The sequence below is a fragment of the Streptomyces sp. NPDC050560 genome (assembly GCF_044457285.1).
In the GTDB taxonomy this organism is placed as follows: Bacteria; Actinomycetota; Actinomycetes; order Streptomycetales; family Streptomycetaceae; genus Streptomyces.
On the sequence record NZ_JBITGT010000009.1, the window covers coordinates 173936 to 189466 of the forward strand.

At 74.9% G+C, this 15531-nt stretch carries 14 protein-coding genes; 9 read left to right on the plus strand and 5 right to left on the minus strand.

Annotated features, from left to right (window positions below; all coding sequences use genetic code 11):
- Positions 1-64: 64 nt before the first annotated feature.
- The 4 genes from ACIBIW_RS22050 (at position 65) to ACIBIW_RS22065 (ending at position 3460) form a co-directional block, all read left to right on the plus strand.
- Positions 65-826, plus strand: a complete 762-nt coding sequence (locus tag ACIBIW_RS22050) for a MerR family transcriptional regulator (protein WP_399338648.1) — start codon at positions 65-67, stop codon at positions 824-826.
- A 333-nt stretch (positions 827-1159) separates the two neighbouring features.
- Positions 1160-1411: a hypothetical protein gene (locus ACIBIW_RS22055; protein ID WP_399338649.1), complete on the plus strand. Its 252-nt coding sequence runs from the start codon at positions 1160-1162 to the stop codon at positions 1409-1411.
- A gap of 65 nt (positions 1412-1476) precedes the next feature.
- The gene (locus ACIBIW_RS22060; protein WP_399338650.1) at positions 1477-2754 is read left to right on the plus strand and encodes a nucleotide sugar dehydrogenase; all 1278 of its coding nucleotides are present in this window, start codon (positions 1477-1479) and stop codon (positions 2752-2754) included.
- A 175-nt stretch (positions 2755-2929) separates the two neighbouring features.
- Complete coding sequence (locus ACIBIW_RS22065; protein ID WP_399338651.1) at positions 2930-3460, plus strand: EF-hand domain-containing protein; 531 nt, start codon at positions 2930-2932, stop codon at positions 3458-3460.
- Positions 3461-3539: 79 nt separating this feature from the next.
- Here ACIBIW_RS22065 and ACIBIW_RS22070 read toward each other — a convergent pair whose 3' ends face one another.
- The 5 genes from ACIBIW_RS22070 to ACIBIW_RS22090 all read right to left on the minus strand — a co-directional run bounded on the left by ACIBIW_RS22070 (position 3540) and on the right by ACIBIW_RS22090 (position 8753).
- Positions 3540-4004, minus strand: a complete 465-nt coding sequence (locus ACIBIW_RS22070; protein ID WP_399338652.1) for a DUF6917 domain-containing protein — start codon at positions 4002-4004, stop codon at positions 3540-3542.
- On the minus strand, positions 4001-4957 hold the full coding sequence (locus ACIBIW_RS22075; protein ID WP_399338653.1) for a Gfo/Idh/MocA family protein: 957 nt from the start codon (positions 4955-4957) through the stop codon (positions 4001-4003). Before ACIBIW_RS22075 ends, ACIBIW_RS22070 begins: the two co-directional genes overlap by 4 nt.
- Positions 4954-6084: an Ldh family oxidoreductase gene (locus ACIBIW_RS22080; RefSeq protein WP_399338654.1), complete on the minus strand. Its 1131-nt coding sequence runs from the start codon at positions 6082-6084 to the stop codon at positions 4954-4956. Before ACIBIW_RS22080 ends, ACIBIW_RS22075 begins: the two co-directional genes overlap by 4 nt.
- The gene (locus tag ACIBIW_RS22085; protein WP_399338655.1) at positions 6081-7517 is read right to left on the minus strand and encodes a M20/M25/M40 family metallo-hydrolase; all 1437 of its coding nucleotides are present in this window, start codon (positions 7515-7517) and stop codon (positions 6081-6083) included. The genes ACIBIW_RS22080 and ACIBIW_RS22085 overlap by 4 nt, the downstream gene beginning before the upstream one ends.
- 102 nt (positions 7518-7619) lie before the next feature.
- On the minus strand, positions 7620-8753 hold the full coding sequence (locus tag ACIBIW_RS22090; protein ID WP_399338656.1) for a Gfo/Idh/MocA family oxidoreductase: 1134 nt from the start codon (positions 8751-8753) through the stop codon (positions 7620-7622).
- Between the two features lie 282 nt (positions 8754-9035).
- On the opposite strand from ACIBIW_RS22090, the gene ACIBIW_RS22095 reads away from it, so the two are divergent.
- From ACIBIW_RS22095 to ACIBIW_RS22115, 5 genes are all read left to right on the plus strand, one after another.
- Entirely contained in the window at positions 9036-10283 is a 1248-nt protein-coding gene (locus ACIBIW_RS22095) for a DegT/DnrJ/EryC1/StrS family aminotransferase (protein WP_399338657.1), read from the plus strand.
- Positions 10280-11503, plus strand: coding sequence for a DegT/DnrJ/EryC1/StrS family aminotransferase (locus ACIBIW_RS22100; RefSeq protein ID WP_399338658.1), 1224 nt, complete (start codon positions 10280-10282; stop codon positions 11501-11503). Before ACIBIW_RS22095 ends, ACIBIW_RS22100 begins: the two co-directional genes overlap by 4 nt.
- Before the next feature lie 87 nt (positions 11504-11590).
- Positions 11591-12565, plus strand: coding sequence for a UbiA family prenyltransferase (locus ACIBIW_RS22105; protein WP_399338660.1), 975 nt, complete (start codon positions 11591-11593; stop codon positions 12563-12565).
- Complete coding sequence (locus ACIBIW_RS22110; protein WP_399338661.1) at positions 12562-13944, plus strand: NAD(P)/FAD-dependent oxidoreductase; 1383 nt, start codon at positions 12562-12564, stop codon at positions 13942-13944. Before ACIBIW_RS22105 ends, ACIBIW_RS22110 begins: the two co-directional genes overlap by 4 nt.
- Positions 13931-15505 carry a class I adenylate-forming enzyme family protein gene (locus tag ACIBIW_RS22115; protein WP_399338662.1) on the plus strand — a complete coding sequence of 525 codons (1575 nt, stop codon included), beginning with the start codon at positions 13931-13933 and terminating at the stop codon, positions 15503-15505. The genes ACIBIW_RS22110 and ACIBIW_RS22115 overlap by 14 nt, the downstream gene beginning before the upstream one ends.
- Positions 15506-15531: the final 26 nt, after the last annotated feature.

Sequence of the window (15531 nt, forward strand, 5' to 3'; positions counted from 1 at the left end):
TGCGTCAACTCCTACCGTCTTCGGTGGGGCCGGAGGGACCGGCCCGGCGACGGGAGGCGGCGCCATGGCCTGGTCGATCGCGCAGGTGGCCCGGATGTCGGGAGTGACGTCCAGGACACTGCGGCACTACGACGAGATCGGCCTGCTGCCACCGGCGTGGACCGCGGGCAACGGCCACCGCCACTACGGGGAGGCCGAGCTGCTGCGGCTCCAGCAGATCCTGCTGATGCGGGAGTTGGGCCTTGGGCTGCGCGAGATCCAGGCGGTCCTCGACAGCCAGGTGGACCGGCTCGCCGCGCTCCGCGAGCACCACCGACGGCTCCTCGCGGAGCGCGACCGGCTGGAGACGCTCGCCCGCACGGTCGGCCGCACCATCGCCGCACTGGAGGAAGGCAGGGACAGCAGCGACATGGCGCAGATCAACAGGCCGGAGAACCTGTTCGAGGGGTTCGAGCCGGGCCGCCACGACGCGGAGGCGCGGCAGCGGTGGCCCGAGCAGTGGGAGCAGTCCCGGCGGGCCGTCGCCGGGATGGGCGCCGACACCGTGGCGCAGTGGCAGCGTGAGGTGACGGCCGGGATGATCCGCATGGCGGAGTTCATGGTGGCCGGCACACCCGTCGCCGATCCCGCGGTGCAGGCCGAGGCGGACGCCCAGTACCGGGCCGTGTGCCGGTTCTGGACCCCGTGCGCCGCCGCGTACAAGGGACTTGGGCAGACCTACGTCGACGATCCGCGCTTCCGTGCGAACTTCGACGAGATCGCCGAAGGGCTGGCCGTCTACCAGCGCGACGCGATGGCCTGCTACGCCGACACACGGCTGAGCTGAGCACCACCGCCGACCGCGTCGCCGGGGGGGTTGCGGACCCCCGGCGACGCCACCCGACGGACCGGGCCGCGCGCCCGCCGCCGCGCTCCCTTTCGGCAACTGGCCTTTCCCGCAGGCGGGTCACCGGAAAAAGCGTTCAGTCCATGCCTCGCGCCCGTCGAACTGTGCGTCAAGGACGATCTTCCGTGCCACCGCATCGAATGAAGGGCGGGGGTAATCGGGTTGGCCCGCGACGGCAGGACCGAGAATTCTCCCGTCAGCCAATCATCGAAGGGATTTACCGTGCGTCGGACCATCGTTCTGGCGGCGGCAGCCGCATCTGCCATCGCCTTCATGACCTGTGGCGGCGCGTCAGCCGCGGACGCGGGAAAGGTCGACGTGTTCCGGACGGAACTGTCGCCCGTGACGGTCTTCCAGGACCCGCACGGCTGCCGGAAACTGCCCGCCGACGCCCATGTCCTCGTCAACAACACGGACCGCCCCGTCACGGTGTACGCGGACCCCTTCTGCGTCACACCAGGACTCGTCGTCCCGCCCGGCTACGGCTCGCACGTGGCTCCGGGCAGCGGCAGCTTCTCCGCCTGAGCCGGCCGGCGTTCCCCCTCTCCCTCCCTCTTCCCGCCGTCCCACGGTCCTGCCGTCCCGCCGCTTTGGAGCACGTCGCGCTGATGTTCGTCGATCTTGTCGTCATGGGCCTCGGCCACGTCGGACTCCCCCTCGCGCACCGGGCCTCGCAGGCCGGTCTGCGTACCGTGGGGCTCGACGTATCGGAACAGGTGGTGGCCGGGGTGAGGGGCGGCCGCTCCCCCGTCGGGGGCGTGGCGGACCAGGACGTGGCGGCCATGCTCGGGGCCGGGTTCACCGCCACCACCGACCCGGCGGTGATCTCGACCGCGCAGACCGTGGTGATCTGCGTGCCGACGGGACTGGCCCCCGACGGCACGCCTGACCTCTCCTCGGTCGAGGCGGCCACCCGCGCGGTGGCCTCCCGGCTGCGCGTCGGCATGCTGGTCGTCCTGGAGTCCACCAGCTACCCGGGCACCACACAGGACGTGGTGCGGCCCCTGCTGGAGAGCGGCAGCGGACTGCGGGCCGGCGACGACTTCCACCTCGCCTACTCCCCGCAGCGCATCGACCCGGGCAACCCGGTGTGGAACGTCGGCAACACCCCCAAGATCGTGAGCGGTTGCACCGAACTGTGCGCCAAATACGCCACCGCCTTCTACCGGCAGTTCGTGGACGACCTCGTCATCGCGCGCGGCACCCAGGAGGCCGAGATGGCGAAGCTGCTGGAGAACACCTACAGGTACGTCAACATCGCGCTGGTCAACGAGGTCGCGCTGTTCTGCCACGAGAGCGGCATCGACACCTGGGACGTACTGCACTGCGCGGCGACGAAACCCTTCGGCTTCGCGCCCTTCACACCGGGCCCCGGCGTCGGCGGGCACTGCATCCCCGTCGACCCCCGCTACCTCGCGGCCCGCGCCGCGTCCCAGGGCTTCCCCTTCCGCATGCTCGCCGCCGCCCACGAGGTCCTCGGCCGCATGCCCGGCCATGTCGCGGGGCGGGCGCTGCGGCTGCTGACCGAGGTCAGGGGCGATCCACGGGGCGCGCGCGTGCTGCTGCTGGGGGTCGCCTACAAGCCGGGCGTCGCCGACGTCCGCGAGAGCCCGGCCCGCCCCGTGGCCGAGGCGCTGTGCGCGGCCGGGGCCGAGGTCGGCTACCACGACCCCTACGTGGACACGTTCACCGTGGGAGGGCGGCCGCTGCCGCGCGCCACCGACCTGCCGGCCGCCCTCGACGCCAGCGACCTGGCGATCCTCCTCCAGGAACACCCCTGCTACGACATGAACGCGCTGTCCCGCGCCCGGTGCGCCCTGCTGGACACCCGGGGCAAGGTCGCGGGCAGCCGCGTCACCCTCCTCTGACCCTCCCCCGGCGCTCCCGCCCGGGTCCCGTCCGCGGCAGCCGCCTCCCCAGGGCCGTGCGCCCTGCGGAGCCCCGCGGCCCCACAGACTCCGTGCGCGCCCCTCGGCGTCGCACGGACCGCGGCGGGCCGTCGGCGATGTCCGACGCCCGCCACTCGACACCCAAGGAGACTCCATGAGCAACGCAACCGCCACCGCCCGCCTCGAAAAGCGCTTCGAGAAGTGGGACATCGACGGCAACGGCATTCTTGAGGCCCGCGACTTCCAGGAGGAGGCCGCCAGGATCGCCCAGAACATCGGCCGCAGCGGCACGCCACAGGCCGAAGCCCTCACGGCCGCCTTCGTGGGCCTCTACGAGCACCTCGCGGGGCGGGCCGGTGTCCAGGCCGGGCAGGGCCTCAGCAGGGAGCAGTTCCTCGACGTCACCGGCAAGCTGCTGTTCAGCGACGGCGAGGCCGGTTTCAACCGCGCCCTGTCCCCGCTGGTGAAGGCCCTCATCGGGATCTGCGACCAGGACCACGACGGCAAGATGGACGCCGACGAGTTCCGGGCGTGGCTCGTCGGTGTGGGGCTGCCGACCAGCAACGCGCGCGAGCTGTTCGGCAAGGTCGACGCGGACGGCAACGGCCATCTGTCGGAGGAGGAACTGCTGCGCGTCATGCGTGAGTTCCACTTCGGCCGTCTTGACGCCGAGCTGCTGGGCTGATCCACGGGCGGCGCACCGGCGCGGCAGGCCCCGGTCCGGCGAGGTCCGGGCCGGGGCCACCGCGCACCCGCCACCGGGGTCAGGGGTGGGCCGGGAGCGCGGTACGGCCCGCCGCCGCGTGGGCGTCGGCCGCGAGGGGCGGGCCCTGGTGGAACGCGACCGGTGCCTCGGGCCGCAGCCCCAGGTCGGGGCCGGTGAGCGGCCTGGCGGTATGGACGAGGATGTTGAGGTGGTTCGGCAGGTGGCAGCCGTCGAAGCCGAGGACGGTGCCGACGTCGCACCCGCCGATCACCAGGGTGTCGCCGCGGTCGAGCACACCGCCGCACTCCAGCTCGGCGAAGCCGAGGAAGCCGACCCGGTCGATCCTGGCGCCCGGGGCCGGGTCCCACTGGTCGGTGGTGACGAGTTCGTGGACCTGGCCGCGCAGCACGCAACGGGCCGCGTACTCCTGGAGCCGCATCCCGCGGTCGGTGCGCCGGTGGGTCAGCACCTTGACCAGCCGCCCGGTCACGACGCGCTTGGGCCCGTCCTCCCGGGGGTTCACCGGTCCGCTCCGGCGTCCGCCGCGGCCCGGTGGCCGCCGTCCGCGGCGGCGTACGAGGCCGCCACCAGGTCCAGGGAGGCGAGCCCGCCGTGTGCGCCGGGCGAAGGCAGTGCCGTGCGCCCGGCGAGTCCGGCGAACTCGGCGAGCAGCGCCTCGTACTCGTGCCAGAGCGAGTTCTTGAAGCCGGGATGGCCCGCGAGCATGTCGGCGTGCAGCACCCGTCCGTCGGCCAACACCGCCTCCACGTCCTTGCGTTCGCCGGGGAACGACCAGTCGAGGTCGACCCGGACCGCCGTGTCGCCGCACCGCAGCAGGACCACCGCACGCCGGTCGGTGCCGGACGCGTCGCGGTGCAGCTCGGCCGCGTCGACCGCAAGGCCGGGGCCGGTGTCCGGCAGCAACTGCCGTACGACGTCGAAGGCGTTGGGGCCGTTGTCGGCGAGGCAGCCGCCGCCGCAGCGTGCGGGGTCGAGGTACCAGTCCTCGCCGCCGAGGTGGTCCTCGATGCGCTCCAGGTAGCGGACCCGCACCGAGCTGACCCGCTGCCCCCGGGTGCGTGCCGCGAGCGCGCGGACGGCCGCGTTGTAGCGCCGGTGGAAGGCCGTCATCAGCGGGACGGAGCGGGCCTCCGCCAGGTCGGCCAGGGTGCGCCCCTGCGCCGGGGTGAGCGCGAGCGGCTTCTCCACGCACACCGGGACCCCGGCGTTCAGCGCGTCGGTGCAGACGTCGAGGTGCGCGTGGTTGGGGACGGCGACGACCACCGCGTCGGGCCGTGCCGTGCGCAGCAGGTCGCGGTGGTCGTCGAAGCGGGGCGCGGGGTCCTGGGCGCGCCGGGGCGGGCGGGGGTCGCAGACGGCCACGAGGTCCCAGCGGGGGGAGCGTGCCGCGGCGGCGAGGTAGTAGGGCGAGATCGCGCCGAGGCCGATCAGGCCGAGCCGCAGGGGCCGGTTCACAGGGCGTCCCCCGTGGCCGTGGGGAGCAGGCCGAGGGCGGCGAGTTCCGCGTGCAGCGGTGCGGCCATCGGGATGCCGGTGCGGCGGCGCAGGGCGGCGCGTTCCGCCTCGTGCCAGCCCGGATAGCGGACCGGGGGCCGGTCGGCCGTGGGCGGGCAGGCGGCGAGGGTACCGAAGAGCGAGGCGGTCTCGGCCGCGATGTCGGCGCCGGGGCGCAGGGCGCCGGGTGCGACGGCGAGCAGCAGGAAGCCGATGTCGTCGTCGCGGCCGTGCGGGCCGCCGTCGCCTTCGAGAGCGGCGGGCGCGGGGCCCACGGCGGCCCCGGACACCACGGCGGCCAGCAGCTCCACCGCGAGGCCGAGGCCGTAGCCCTTGTGGACCCCGTCGTCGGGGGTGCCGCCGAGCCAGCGCAGGAACGCCGCGCCGTCGTCGAAGCCCGCCGGGTCGGTGACCGGGTTGCCTGCCGCGTCCTCAAGCCAGCCCGCGGGCACCGGACGGCCCCGCTGGGCGGCCAGTCTGACCCGTCCCGAGGGGGCGACGGTGGTGGACATGTCCAGCAGAAAGGGGTGTCCTTCGAGCGCGGGCGCGGCGACGCTCAGCGGATTGGTGCCGAGCATCGCCAGGGCGCCGCCGGGCGGGCGGACGATGCGCTGGCCGCCGCAGTTGCTCATGACGACGCCGATCATCCCGGCCTCCGCGGCGCGCAGGGCGTGGAAGCCCGCGCAGCCGAAGTGGGTGGCGTCGCGTACGGAGACCAGTCCCACACCGTGCCGCCCTGCCCGTTCGACGGCGTCGTCCATGGCCTCGGCGGCGGCCCACAGGCCCAGTGCGCGTCCCGCGTCGACGAGTGCGCAGGCCCCCAGGTCGGTGCGGGTGCGCGGCTCGGCACGCGGGTCGCATCTGCCGGATGTGAGGAGGGGGAGGTAGAGCCGGGTGAGGTTGAAGACGCCGTGCGACTCGTGGCCGGTCAGGTCGCCGTGGCACAGCGCGTGGGCGGCGAGCGCGGCGCGCGCGTGCGGCAGGCCGTGCCGGGTGAACAGGCCGGTGAGCGCGGTGTGGAGCCGGTCGTGGGGCACGGGAACGGTGGCGTTCCCTTCGGCGGGGAGCGGGGTGACGGAGGTGGTCATGCGGGGTCCTCGGCGGTGGGTCGTACGGGCGGCGGGTCCGGCGGTGGCCCGGCCGGGCGGGGGTCCCGGGATGCGGTGGCGTCCCGGGAACTGAGCAGGTCGGCGTAGCGGGTGGTGAGCCGGTGGATGATCCCCGCGTACGCCTCCAGGTCGGCGAGGTCGATGAACTCCCCTGCGGCGTGCGCCCTGTTGGCGTCGAGGGTGCCGGGTCCGAGGACCGTGGTGTGGGCGCCCTCCAGGCCCGCTGCCCAGATGGCGTCGCAGGTGAATCCGGGGTCGTCGGGCGGCGCGGGGGGCGCGCCCGCTCCGGTCAGCAGCCGCTCGGCCCAGGCGGCCGGGTTGTCCAGTGCGGGCAGGTCCCGCTTGTCCCAGGTCAACCGGGCGATGGCGGCGGCGTCTTGGGCGGTGCGGCCGAACTCCCTTGTGTGGCCGAAGAGTTCGGTGAAGGCGTGGAGGGCGGAGTCGAGTTGTCCGGTGAGTGCGGCGGCGAGGCGGCGGCCCGCGGGCGTCGACGCGTAGGACAGGTTCAGCAGCAGGGTACCGCTGCCGTGCACCCGGTTGTGGAGGCGGCCGGTGTGCAGCCCCGCGACGCAGACCCGGGTGCCGGGGACGGCTCGGTCGAGGCCGCGTGCCAGGTGCTGGGCGAGGAAGCCGAGCAGCACGGTCGCGTTGTGGCCCGCGTCCGGCCGGTCGTCGACGGCGTCGCGGCCGTCGACGGTGATGCGCGCGGTCATGGCGGCGGTCGCCCTGGGCAGCGCGCGCAGGCCGGTGGGCTCGCAGAACACGTTGAGGTGCCCGTGGTAGCCGGCCTCGACCAGCGGTCGCGTCCCGTAGGTGCCGAGCGCGCCGCCCTCCTCCCCCGCGACCGCCTGGACGAGGACCGTCAGGGCTTCGCCGACGCGCCGGTGGGCGGCGGCGGCCCGCAGCCCGGCCAGCAGCGCGACGGCGGGGCCCTTCGCGTCGGCGGAGCCGCGGCCGGTGAAGCGTGCGCCGTCGAAGGCGAAGGGCCCGGCTCCCGCGACGGTGTCGAGGTGCACGTTGAACATCAGGGTCCCGGCAGGGGGGCGCGGGGGTCCGAGGCGCAGGACCAGGCTCGGCTGGGCCGCGAGGAAGCCGGGGTCGCGGGCCGCCTCGCGGACGGGCGCGGGCACCCCGGGCCGTTCCAGTACGGCGGCGGGCGGGCTCGCGTGGTAGACCGGCCGCAGGCCGAACTCGGCGGCGGCCGCCGCGTACCGGCGCTGTGCCTCGGCCAGCGGCCCGCGTGGCCGCGCCGCCCCGTGCGCGTACGAGGCCGTGCCGTCCTGGGGCCGGGGGACGGGGCCCGCGCCTGTGGCCCGGGGGCCGTCGGGTTCGCGCTCCAGGGGGTTGACGGTCGGCAGGCGCAGCAGGTCCAGCAGCAGGTCGCGGTCCCGTGGGGTGAACAGCGGGCTCACAGCGGCCTCCCGGCGTGCGCGGTCGCGGCGTCGTGGCCGTGCGGGGCGCCGGTGCCGGTGAGTCGGCCGAAGGGCGCGCGGGGGCGGTGCGGTGGCACGGGGTCAGTCATGGGCGGGGGCCGGGGCGGGGCCCGGGGCCGTGACGCAGTGGTCCCTGGCCTCGCAGAGCAGCCGGGCGGCGCGGTGCGCGGAGGCGAAGTCGCAGGGTGCGGCGGCGGCTTCGGTGCCGGTGCGGAAGGCCCGGTAGGCGTGTTCGAGGAAGTCCGTGAGGGCGTCGTCGTAGAGGACGTGCCTCGACGTGTGCACACCGGTCGTCCCTGCGGGCCCGTGGGAGGCGGGGTGCGGCCGGTCGAGCGGCCCGAAGTCCGCGGCCCGGCCCGGGACATGGACCGGCCCCGGCGGGCTCCCTGCCATGAGGGCGAGTTGGGCGTGGTGGTCGTCCTCGGCGACCGGGAAGTGGGCGGTGGCGGTGCCGTGGTCGAAGACGCAGTGCACCCGGCGCTGGCGCACGGGCGCCCCGAGGTCGGAGCGCAGCCGGGTCAGGACCCCGCCGTCGTGGGCGAGTTCGACACTGGCGCCGCCCATCAGCGGCAGGGTGCGGTCCTCGTAGCGCAGGTCCCAGCAGTGGGCGGCCCGCAGCCGCGCGGGTCCTGCCAGGTCGAGCACGAGGCCGAGGGAGTGCGGGATCTCGACGTCGAGGGCCGTACGGTGCCCGCGGTCGGTGAGCGAGCGGGCGAAGCGCGGTTTGTGCTGGTCGACCGTGATCCGGCGCAGCGCGCCGAGCCGCCCGGAGCGCACCGTGTCCCGCAGCCGCCCGGCCAGCCGCGAGGTGAGCCAGTGGGCGACGACCACCAGGCGCAGCGGGGTCCGCTCGCGCAGCCGTACCAGGGCGTCGAGTTCGTCCCCGGTGGCGGCGAGCGGCTTCTCCACGAGGACGCGCCGGAAGCCCAGGGCGGCCAGTTGCTCCAGCACGGGCAGGCGCCGGCCCGGCGGGACGCACAGATGGACGACCGTCCGGGCCGGGTCCAGGTGCGCCAGGCTGTCCTCAAGCTCGGGGACGACCACGAGGTCGGGGGCGTCGAGGGCGAGGGCGGCTGCGCGGGGGTCGTGGCCGACGGCGGGCAGGGCGACCGGCGGGGTGCCCGTGGCGCCGGTCCGCGCGGCCAGGGTACGCAGGGTCCGCAGATGGAGCCCGGCGCCTGACCGGCCTAGCCCGACGACGAGGGGCTGGAGCATCTGTCCTCCGTGAGGGCTGGGGCGGGACGGGCCGGGGGCGCGGCGAGGGGCGCCCCGCGGGGCGAAGGGGGCCGGTGTCAGGCCCGCCGGGCCCGGGAACCGGCCGCGGTGCACCGGCAAGTCGGCGGGTGACGCCCTGGGACTATCTCCGCGGCCGAGAGGGGAGGTCAAGTTTTTCGAATTCACATGACACGTACGTGTGAAGATGATGCTTTCATTTTCTGTTCCGCCTCTTGATTGTGGCTAGAGTCCAGTCTCCAGGTTCCAAGAGTTGGGTGGGAAGTGGCGGCAAGAGAGAAACTGCCGGGCCAGGAGGGCGCGTATTCGCCCTCCGTCCCGACGGGTGAATCCATTCCCTTCTTTTCTCAGGCGAAGACCTTCGCACGTCTTTGGCCGTCGATCGAGAAAAAGCTGGGCGAGGTCTTCGACAACGGGAAGTTCTCGCACGGAAAGCAGGTGGGCGAGTTCGAGGAAGCGCTCGCCCGCTACACCGGTGCCGGACATGTGATCGGGGTCAACTCCGGTACGGACGCCCTGGTCCTGCTGCTGCGGGCCTGCGGCCTCGAAGCGGGCGACGGGGTCCTGGTGCCCGCCTACTCGTTCTTCGCCACCGCCTCCGCGGTGGTACTGGCGGGCGGGCGGCCGCAGTTCGTCGACATCGACCCGGCGACTTATGCGATGGACCCGGCGGCGCTGGAGGCGGCCGTGACCGTCGACAGCCGGTTCGTCATGCCCGTCCACCTGTTCCACACCATGGCCGACATGGCCGCGGTCACCGCGGTGGCCCGGCGCCACGGGCTGACGGTGGTGGAGGACAGCGCCGAGGCGATCGGCATGCGCCAGGGCGGCAGGCACGCGGGTCTGCACGGGGCGGGCGGCGTCCTCTCGTTCTTCCCGTCCAAGACGCTGGGCGCGCTCGGGGACGCGGGCGCCGTACTGACCGACGACCCGTCCGTGGCGGCGGCCGCCGACGCGCTGCGCCACCACGGGCGCGGCGGCAGGACCCTCGACGACTTCCCGGCGGTGGCCACCGAGAGCGCCCTGCCGGGTGTGAACAGCAAGATGGACGACGTACAGGCCGCGGTGCTGCTCGCCAAGACCGCGGTGCTCGAAGAACAGATCGCCCGCAGGGCCGAGTTGGCGCGTGAGTACACCGCGCGGCTGCGGGACGTGCCGGGCGTGCTCCGGCTGCCGGGCCCGCCCCGGGAGGAAGGGGGCGACCGCGACGTGTACTACGTGTACCTGATCGAGAGCGAGCGGCGCGACGCCCTCGTGTCCCACCTCGACGAGCACGGCATCGGCACCGAGGTCTACTACCCGCTGCCGCTGCCCGACCAGCCGGCGTTCGCGCATCTGGGCCACCGGCGGGGCGAGTTCCCGCACGCCGCGGCCGCGGCCCGGCACGCCGTCGCCCTGCCCTTCCACCCCGACCTGGACACCGCGCAAGTGGAGCGTGTCTGTGCCGCCGTCCGCGCCTTCCACACCACTGCGACGACGGCGACCACGGCGACGACGGGGAGGCCCTCATGACCGCGGACACCGGACGCCCCCCGGCCGTACCGGCCCCCGCCGCACCCGCGCCGGAAGGACCCGCGCCACGCGGTGACATCGTGCACTTCTTCCCTCCGACGCTCTTCGAGGAGGACAGGGACGCGCTGATCCGCCTGGTCCGCGAGGTGGGGCTCGACCCCGGGCAGCGGTTCATCCTCGGGCCGCGCACCGCGGAGTTCGAGGATGTGCTGCGCGGGCAGCTCGGGGCCGCGGACGTGGTCTGCTGCTCCAGCGGCACCTCCGCGCTCTCCCTGGTGCTCCGCGCGATGGGGATCGGCGAGGGCGACGAGGTGATCGTGCCCGCCTTCGGCTGCGCCCCGCTCGCCGCGTCGGTGGTCTGGGCCGGGGCCGTACCGGTCTTCGCCGACATCGGGCCCGACACCATGACGATGAGCCCGGAAGGCGTCGAGCCCCTGGTGACGCCCCGTACCAGGGCGGTGCTGCCCGCGCACATGTTCTCCGTGATGGCGGACATGCCGCGCTTCGTGGAACTCTCCACCCGGCTCGGCATCCGCCTCGTGGAGGACTCGGCCGTCGCACAGGGCGGCGTCCTCGGGGGTGTGCCCGCGGGGCTCTGGGGCGAGGCCGGGGTGTACTCCTTCGTCCAGGTGAAGACCTGCGGGATGCCGGGCGAGGGCGGGGCCGTCATCACACGCGACGCCGAACTCGCGGCACGGGTGCGGCTGTTGCGCAATCACGGGCAGCGTCCCGGGCAGCGCTTCGTCCACAACACCGTCGGGTTCAACAGCCGCTTCGACGAGGTGCAGGCCGCCTTCCAGACCCACCGCCTCCCCGGCTTCCCCGCGCGGCTCGCACGGCGCGCCCGGATCGCCGCCTACTACACCGAGCGCTTCCTGCCCCTGGCCGACCGGGGAGTCGCCCCGCCGCCGCCCGGCACGGACGGGCGCTGCTGCTACGTCTACACCGTCCGGGCCGACGAACGGGCCGCCCTGCGGGCGTACTTGGGCGAGCGGAACATCGCCACCCACGTGTACTACCCGCGGCCGCTTCCGGCGCACCGCGCCTTCGCCCCGTACGCCCGCGGGGGCCGCTGGCCGCACGCACGCGCGGCCGCCGACCGGCACCTGGCCCTGCCCGTCCACCATCTGCTGACGGACACTCAGGTCGAGCGGGTCGCCGACGCCGTCGTGTCCTTCGCCGAAGGCCGCCCCCGCCGTCACACCCCCACCGGCGCCTGAGCCGCACCCCGGCGGGCCGCGGCAGCGCGCCCGGCCGCCGGGAGCACGGCACGCGCCCCTGCCGCCCGACACATCGGAGAGGTCATCTTGACGGACAGTATCGCCACCGGCTCCCGCCTGGCCGGGGAGGAGCGGGAGGGCCGGCTGCGCACCTACGCCCGGCTCGGCAAGCTGGATGTGTACGACTACTACCTCGGCGTCCTCATGGTGCTCGCGGCGGTGGCGTTCCCCCGCGGCACGTTCACCGGGCGGGACGGCCTGGTGCTCGTGCTGTTCACGGCGGGCTCGGTCGCCCTGCTGATGGCGATGGTCGCCCTGGACGACGTCACGGGCTTCCGCGACGGCAGCGACCTCACCAACTACGCGCCCGACGACCGGCTGCGCGCCAAGGCCCGCAAGCCCCTGGTGGCAGGAACCCTGACGGTGCCTCAGGCACTGTCCTTCGCCTGGGTGTCGGCGGCGGTCGGCGCCGTGCTGTGGGGCGCCGCGGTGCTGTGCGCGCCCCACAGGCCGGGCTGGGCGGTCGCGGCCGCCGCGGCCCTCTTCGTGGTGGCGCTCCAGTACTCGTACGGTCTCAAGCTGAGCTACCACGGCTTCCAGGAGGTCTTCCTGGCCGCGCTCGGCGCGGTCCTGGTGATCGTGCCGCACGGGCTGCTGACGGGCGGCTTCTTCCCCTTCATGATGGTGCAGGGGGTGCTGTTCGGCTTCGGCCCGCTGATGTTCGGGGTGTACTCCAACACCAACGATGTGGCGGGCGACCGGGCGGTGGGGCGGCCGACGGTGGCGGCGCTGGTGTCGGAGCGGGGCAACGCGGTCTTCATCGCGGCGCTCTCCGCCACCGAGTTCCTGATCGGCGCGCTCGCCTCGGCGACCGGTGTCGCGCCCGGCTGGTTCGTCCTGGTGATGCTGCCCGCCTCGGCGCTGCGGCTGCGGCAGTATCTGACCGGCTTCGTCCGCGGGGACATCATGAAGGCCCGCCGCACCGGCTTCCGGGTGCACAGGCTGAGTGTGGTGCTGATGGTCGCGGCCAATGTCGTCGCCGGATCGGGGGCGGGCGGATGAGCCGCGTACCGGAGCTGGACGTGGCCGTGGTGGGGGCGGGCGCCGCGGGGCTGAGCGCCGCGCACGAACTGCGGCGTGCCGGTCTCACCGTCCGCGTCTACGAGCGGTCGCCGCACGTGGGCGGCAGGATGCGCAGCCTGCGGCACGAGGGCTGGACCGTCGACACGGGCGCGGAGCAGCTCTCCGAGCGCGGCTACCCGGCGACCTGGGAGCTGCTGCGGCGGCTCGGCGCCAGGCCCACGGAGGTGCCGCGGGTCGGGGCGGGCGTCGGGGTGTGGCGCGGGGGGCGTGCCCACCTCGGCGTGGGCGAGCCGACGGCGGTGCTCACCGGGGCGGGACTGCGCCCCCGGGCCCGGCTCGACCTGGCCGTCCTCATGGCGCGCACCGGCCGTCCCACCACCGGTGACGTCCCCCTTGAGGCGGGGCCGCCGGGTGCGGCGACCCTGCGGGAGGCGGCCGCGCGCTACCACCGCGACCTGCACGACTACCTCCTCCAGCCGGTCGCGGGCTGCTTCTTCGGCTGGGACACCGCCCGTTCCGCGGCGGGACCGCTGCTGGACCTCCTCAGGGAGAACGGCGCGCCCTCCGGGTGGCGCACCTACCGGGACGGCATGGACCACCTGGCCAGGCGGCTCGCCGCCGGCCTCGACGTCGTCACCGGCCGCGCGGTGCGCGAGGTGGTGGACGAGGGCGGCCGTGCCGTCCTGCGGTTCGAGGAGGGGGACGCGGTCACCGCGCGGGCCGCGGTCCTCGCCGTGCCCGCCCCGCTCGTCCGCGCGCTGCGGCCAGAACTCCCGCCGGACGAGGCGGGTTTCGTCGAGGCGAGCGGGTTCACCCCGATGCTGAAGGTGAGCCTCCTGCTGCGGCGGCCGCTCTCCCCCGCCGCCGGGAGGCCGGTGCACGTCCTGCTCACCCCGGCCGTCGAGGAGGCGGAACTCTCCGGGGTGGTCGTCGACCACGCCAAGCATCCCGGCAGGGCCCCGGCGGGCCGCGGTCTCCTCAGCCTGCTCGCCGCCCCGCGGTGCGTGCCCGAACTGCTTGAGGCGCCGGAGGAGGAGGCCGCCGGGCGGCTCACCCGCGCCGCCGAGCGCTATGTGCCGGGGCTCGCCGAACCCGGCGTCGTCGTACGGCACTTCGTGCACCCCTTCAGGCACGGGCTCCCGGAGGCCCGGCCGCGGGCGCTGCGCGAGCGCCCCGGGTTCCTGTCCCGTCCGGCGCGCGCGGTGGAGTACGCGGGCGACTGGGTGATGCTGCGCCCGGCGGCCGAGGGCGCCGTCCGGTCGGGGGCGCTGGCCGCGTCCCGGGTGCTGAGCAGGATCGGGCGGCCCCTTCGGGCGTCCGGCGACGAGCGAGGAGAGCAGAGCCATGCGGCCTCATGACATGGGCACCCTGTTCGACGAGGCCGCCGCGCACGGCGCGCCCACCGTCGTACGCCTGGACCGGCCCTTCGACATCGCGCCGCGGGACGGGACCCGCTGGACGGTGCCCGCGCTCGCCGCCCTGGTACGCGCCACGGCCGCCCGGCTGTCCGCGGCCGGGGTCGGTCCCGGCGACCGGGTGGCGATCGTCAAGGACAACCACTGGGACTACGACCTGCTCGCCTGCGCCGCGGTACGGCTCGGCGCGGTACCGGCGCAGCTCTCCGACCGGCTCGACGCGCCCACCCTCGGCACCCTCCTCGACCGGCTGGAACCGGCCGCGGTCGTCACGACGGCCGCGCTGCTCGCACGCTGCGACGCGCTGCGGGCCGCACCGCTCCGTATCACCGTGGACGGCCCGGCGCCGGGCGCCGACCACCTGGCGGCGCTGAGCCCAGGCGGCCCCGCTGCCCCGGTGCGCCGCCACGACGACGAGCCGTTGGTCATCCACCACACGTCGGGCACCACGGGGCTACCGAAGCTCGTGGTGCACTCCACCCGCACCCTCGTGCACAGGCTCGCCCGCGCCGAGACGGCGCCGCTGCCCCTGGTCGGGCTGCGCCCGCGGGACGTGCTGCTCAACGCGAGCGCGTACGCCCACGCGCGCACGTTCTGCTGGACGGCGGTGGTGATGTCCCGCCCCCCGGCCGCGCTGCTGATCCTCACCGGGGACGACCCCGACCTGGCGGACCCGCTGCTGCGCACCCACCGCCCCACCGTCGTCGAGGCGCTGCCGTCGACCTATGTCAGGCTGCGGCCGCTGACCGGGCGCCTCGACAGCCCGTTCCGCTCGGTGCGGCTCTACATCAGCACGTACGACGCCGTGCACCCGCCCGTCCTGCGGTCGTACCTCTCCGTGTCCCGGGTCGGCGAGCCGCTGTGGATGCAGGTCTGGGGACAGACCGAGACGGGGCCGCTGACCTTCCGCTTCCACACGAGGCGCGCCGCGTCGGGGCCCGCGGGCGACGCCCGCAGGCTGGGCCGCCCGGTGCCGGTGCGCACCCGACTGCGGGTCGTCGACCCCCTGACGCTGCGTCAGGTGCCGCGGGGCCGGCCCGGGTTGCTCCAGGTGCGTACGGCGGCGCTCGGCCTCGGCTATGTCGGCGAGGGCACCCGCTGGGACGCCAAGCTGAGGGACGGCTGGTGGTCCACCGGCGACCTGGGCGTACGGCACAGGTCGGGCCGCGTCAGCGTCCTCGACCGGGAGGTCGACAGCGGGCCGGGGCTGAGCTGCCTGGCCACCGAGGACCTGCTGGAGGAGCGGCTGCCGCGGGCCGTGGAGTGCGTGGTCCTGAACATCCCGGGCGGCGGCCCGCCGCTGCCCGTGGTCGTCACCGGCGACGGGCGGCTCGACGCGGCCGAGTGGAAGCGCGCCGCCACCGGCCTGCCCGACCTGGCCGAACCGGCCGTACTGGGCTGGGACGAAGTGCCGCGCACCGGCACAGGCAAGGTGCGCCGCGCCGCCCTCGCCGAACTCCTCACCGGCCATGACGCGCTCCTCGGCACCGGCCGCTGGACCTGAACCCCGCAGGGGAAGGAGAACCGACG

Excerpts from the sequence above, each read along its gene's own strand:
- ACIBIW_RS22115 (WP_399338662.1), top strand. The coding sequence starts at position 13,931 with ATGCGGCCTCATGACATGGGCACCCTGTTCGACGAGGCCGCCGCGCAC.
- ACIBIW_RS22110 (WP_399338661.1), top strand. The coding sequence starts at position 12,562 with ATGAGCCGCGTACCGGAGCTGGACGTGGCCGTGGTGGGGGCGGGCGCC.
- ACIBIW_RS22055 (WP_399338649.1), top strand. The coding sequence starts at position 1,160 with ATGACCTGTGGCGGCGCGTCAGCCGCGGACGCGGGAAAGGTCGACGTG.
- ACIBIW_RS22080 (WP_399338654.1), bottom strand. The coding sequence starts at position 6,084 with ATGACCACCTCCGTCACCCCGCTCCCCGCCGAAGGGAACGCCACCGTT.
- ACIBIW_RS22100 (WP_399338658.1), top strand. The coding sequence starts at position 10,280 with ATGACCGCGGACACCGGACGCCCCCCGGCCGTACCGGCCCCCGCCGCA.
- ACIBIW_RS22090 (WP_399338656.1), bottom strand. The coding sequence starts at position 8,753 with ATGCTCCAGCCCCTCGTCGTCGGGCTAGGCCGGTCAGGCGCCGGGCTC.
- ACIBIW_RS22065 (WP_399338651.1), top strand. The coding sequence starts at position 2,930 with ATGAGCAACGCAACCGCCACCGCCCGCCTCGAAAAGCGCTTCGAGAAG.
- ACIBIW_RS22050 (WP_399338648.1), top strand. The coding sequence starts at position 65 with ATGGCCTGGTCGATCGCGCAGGTGGCCCGGATGTCGGGAGTGACGTCC.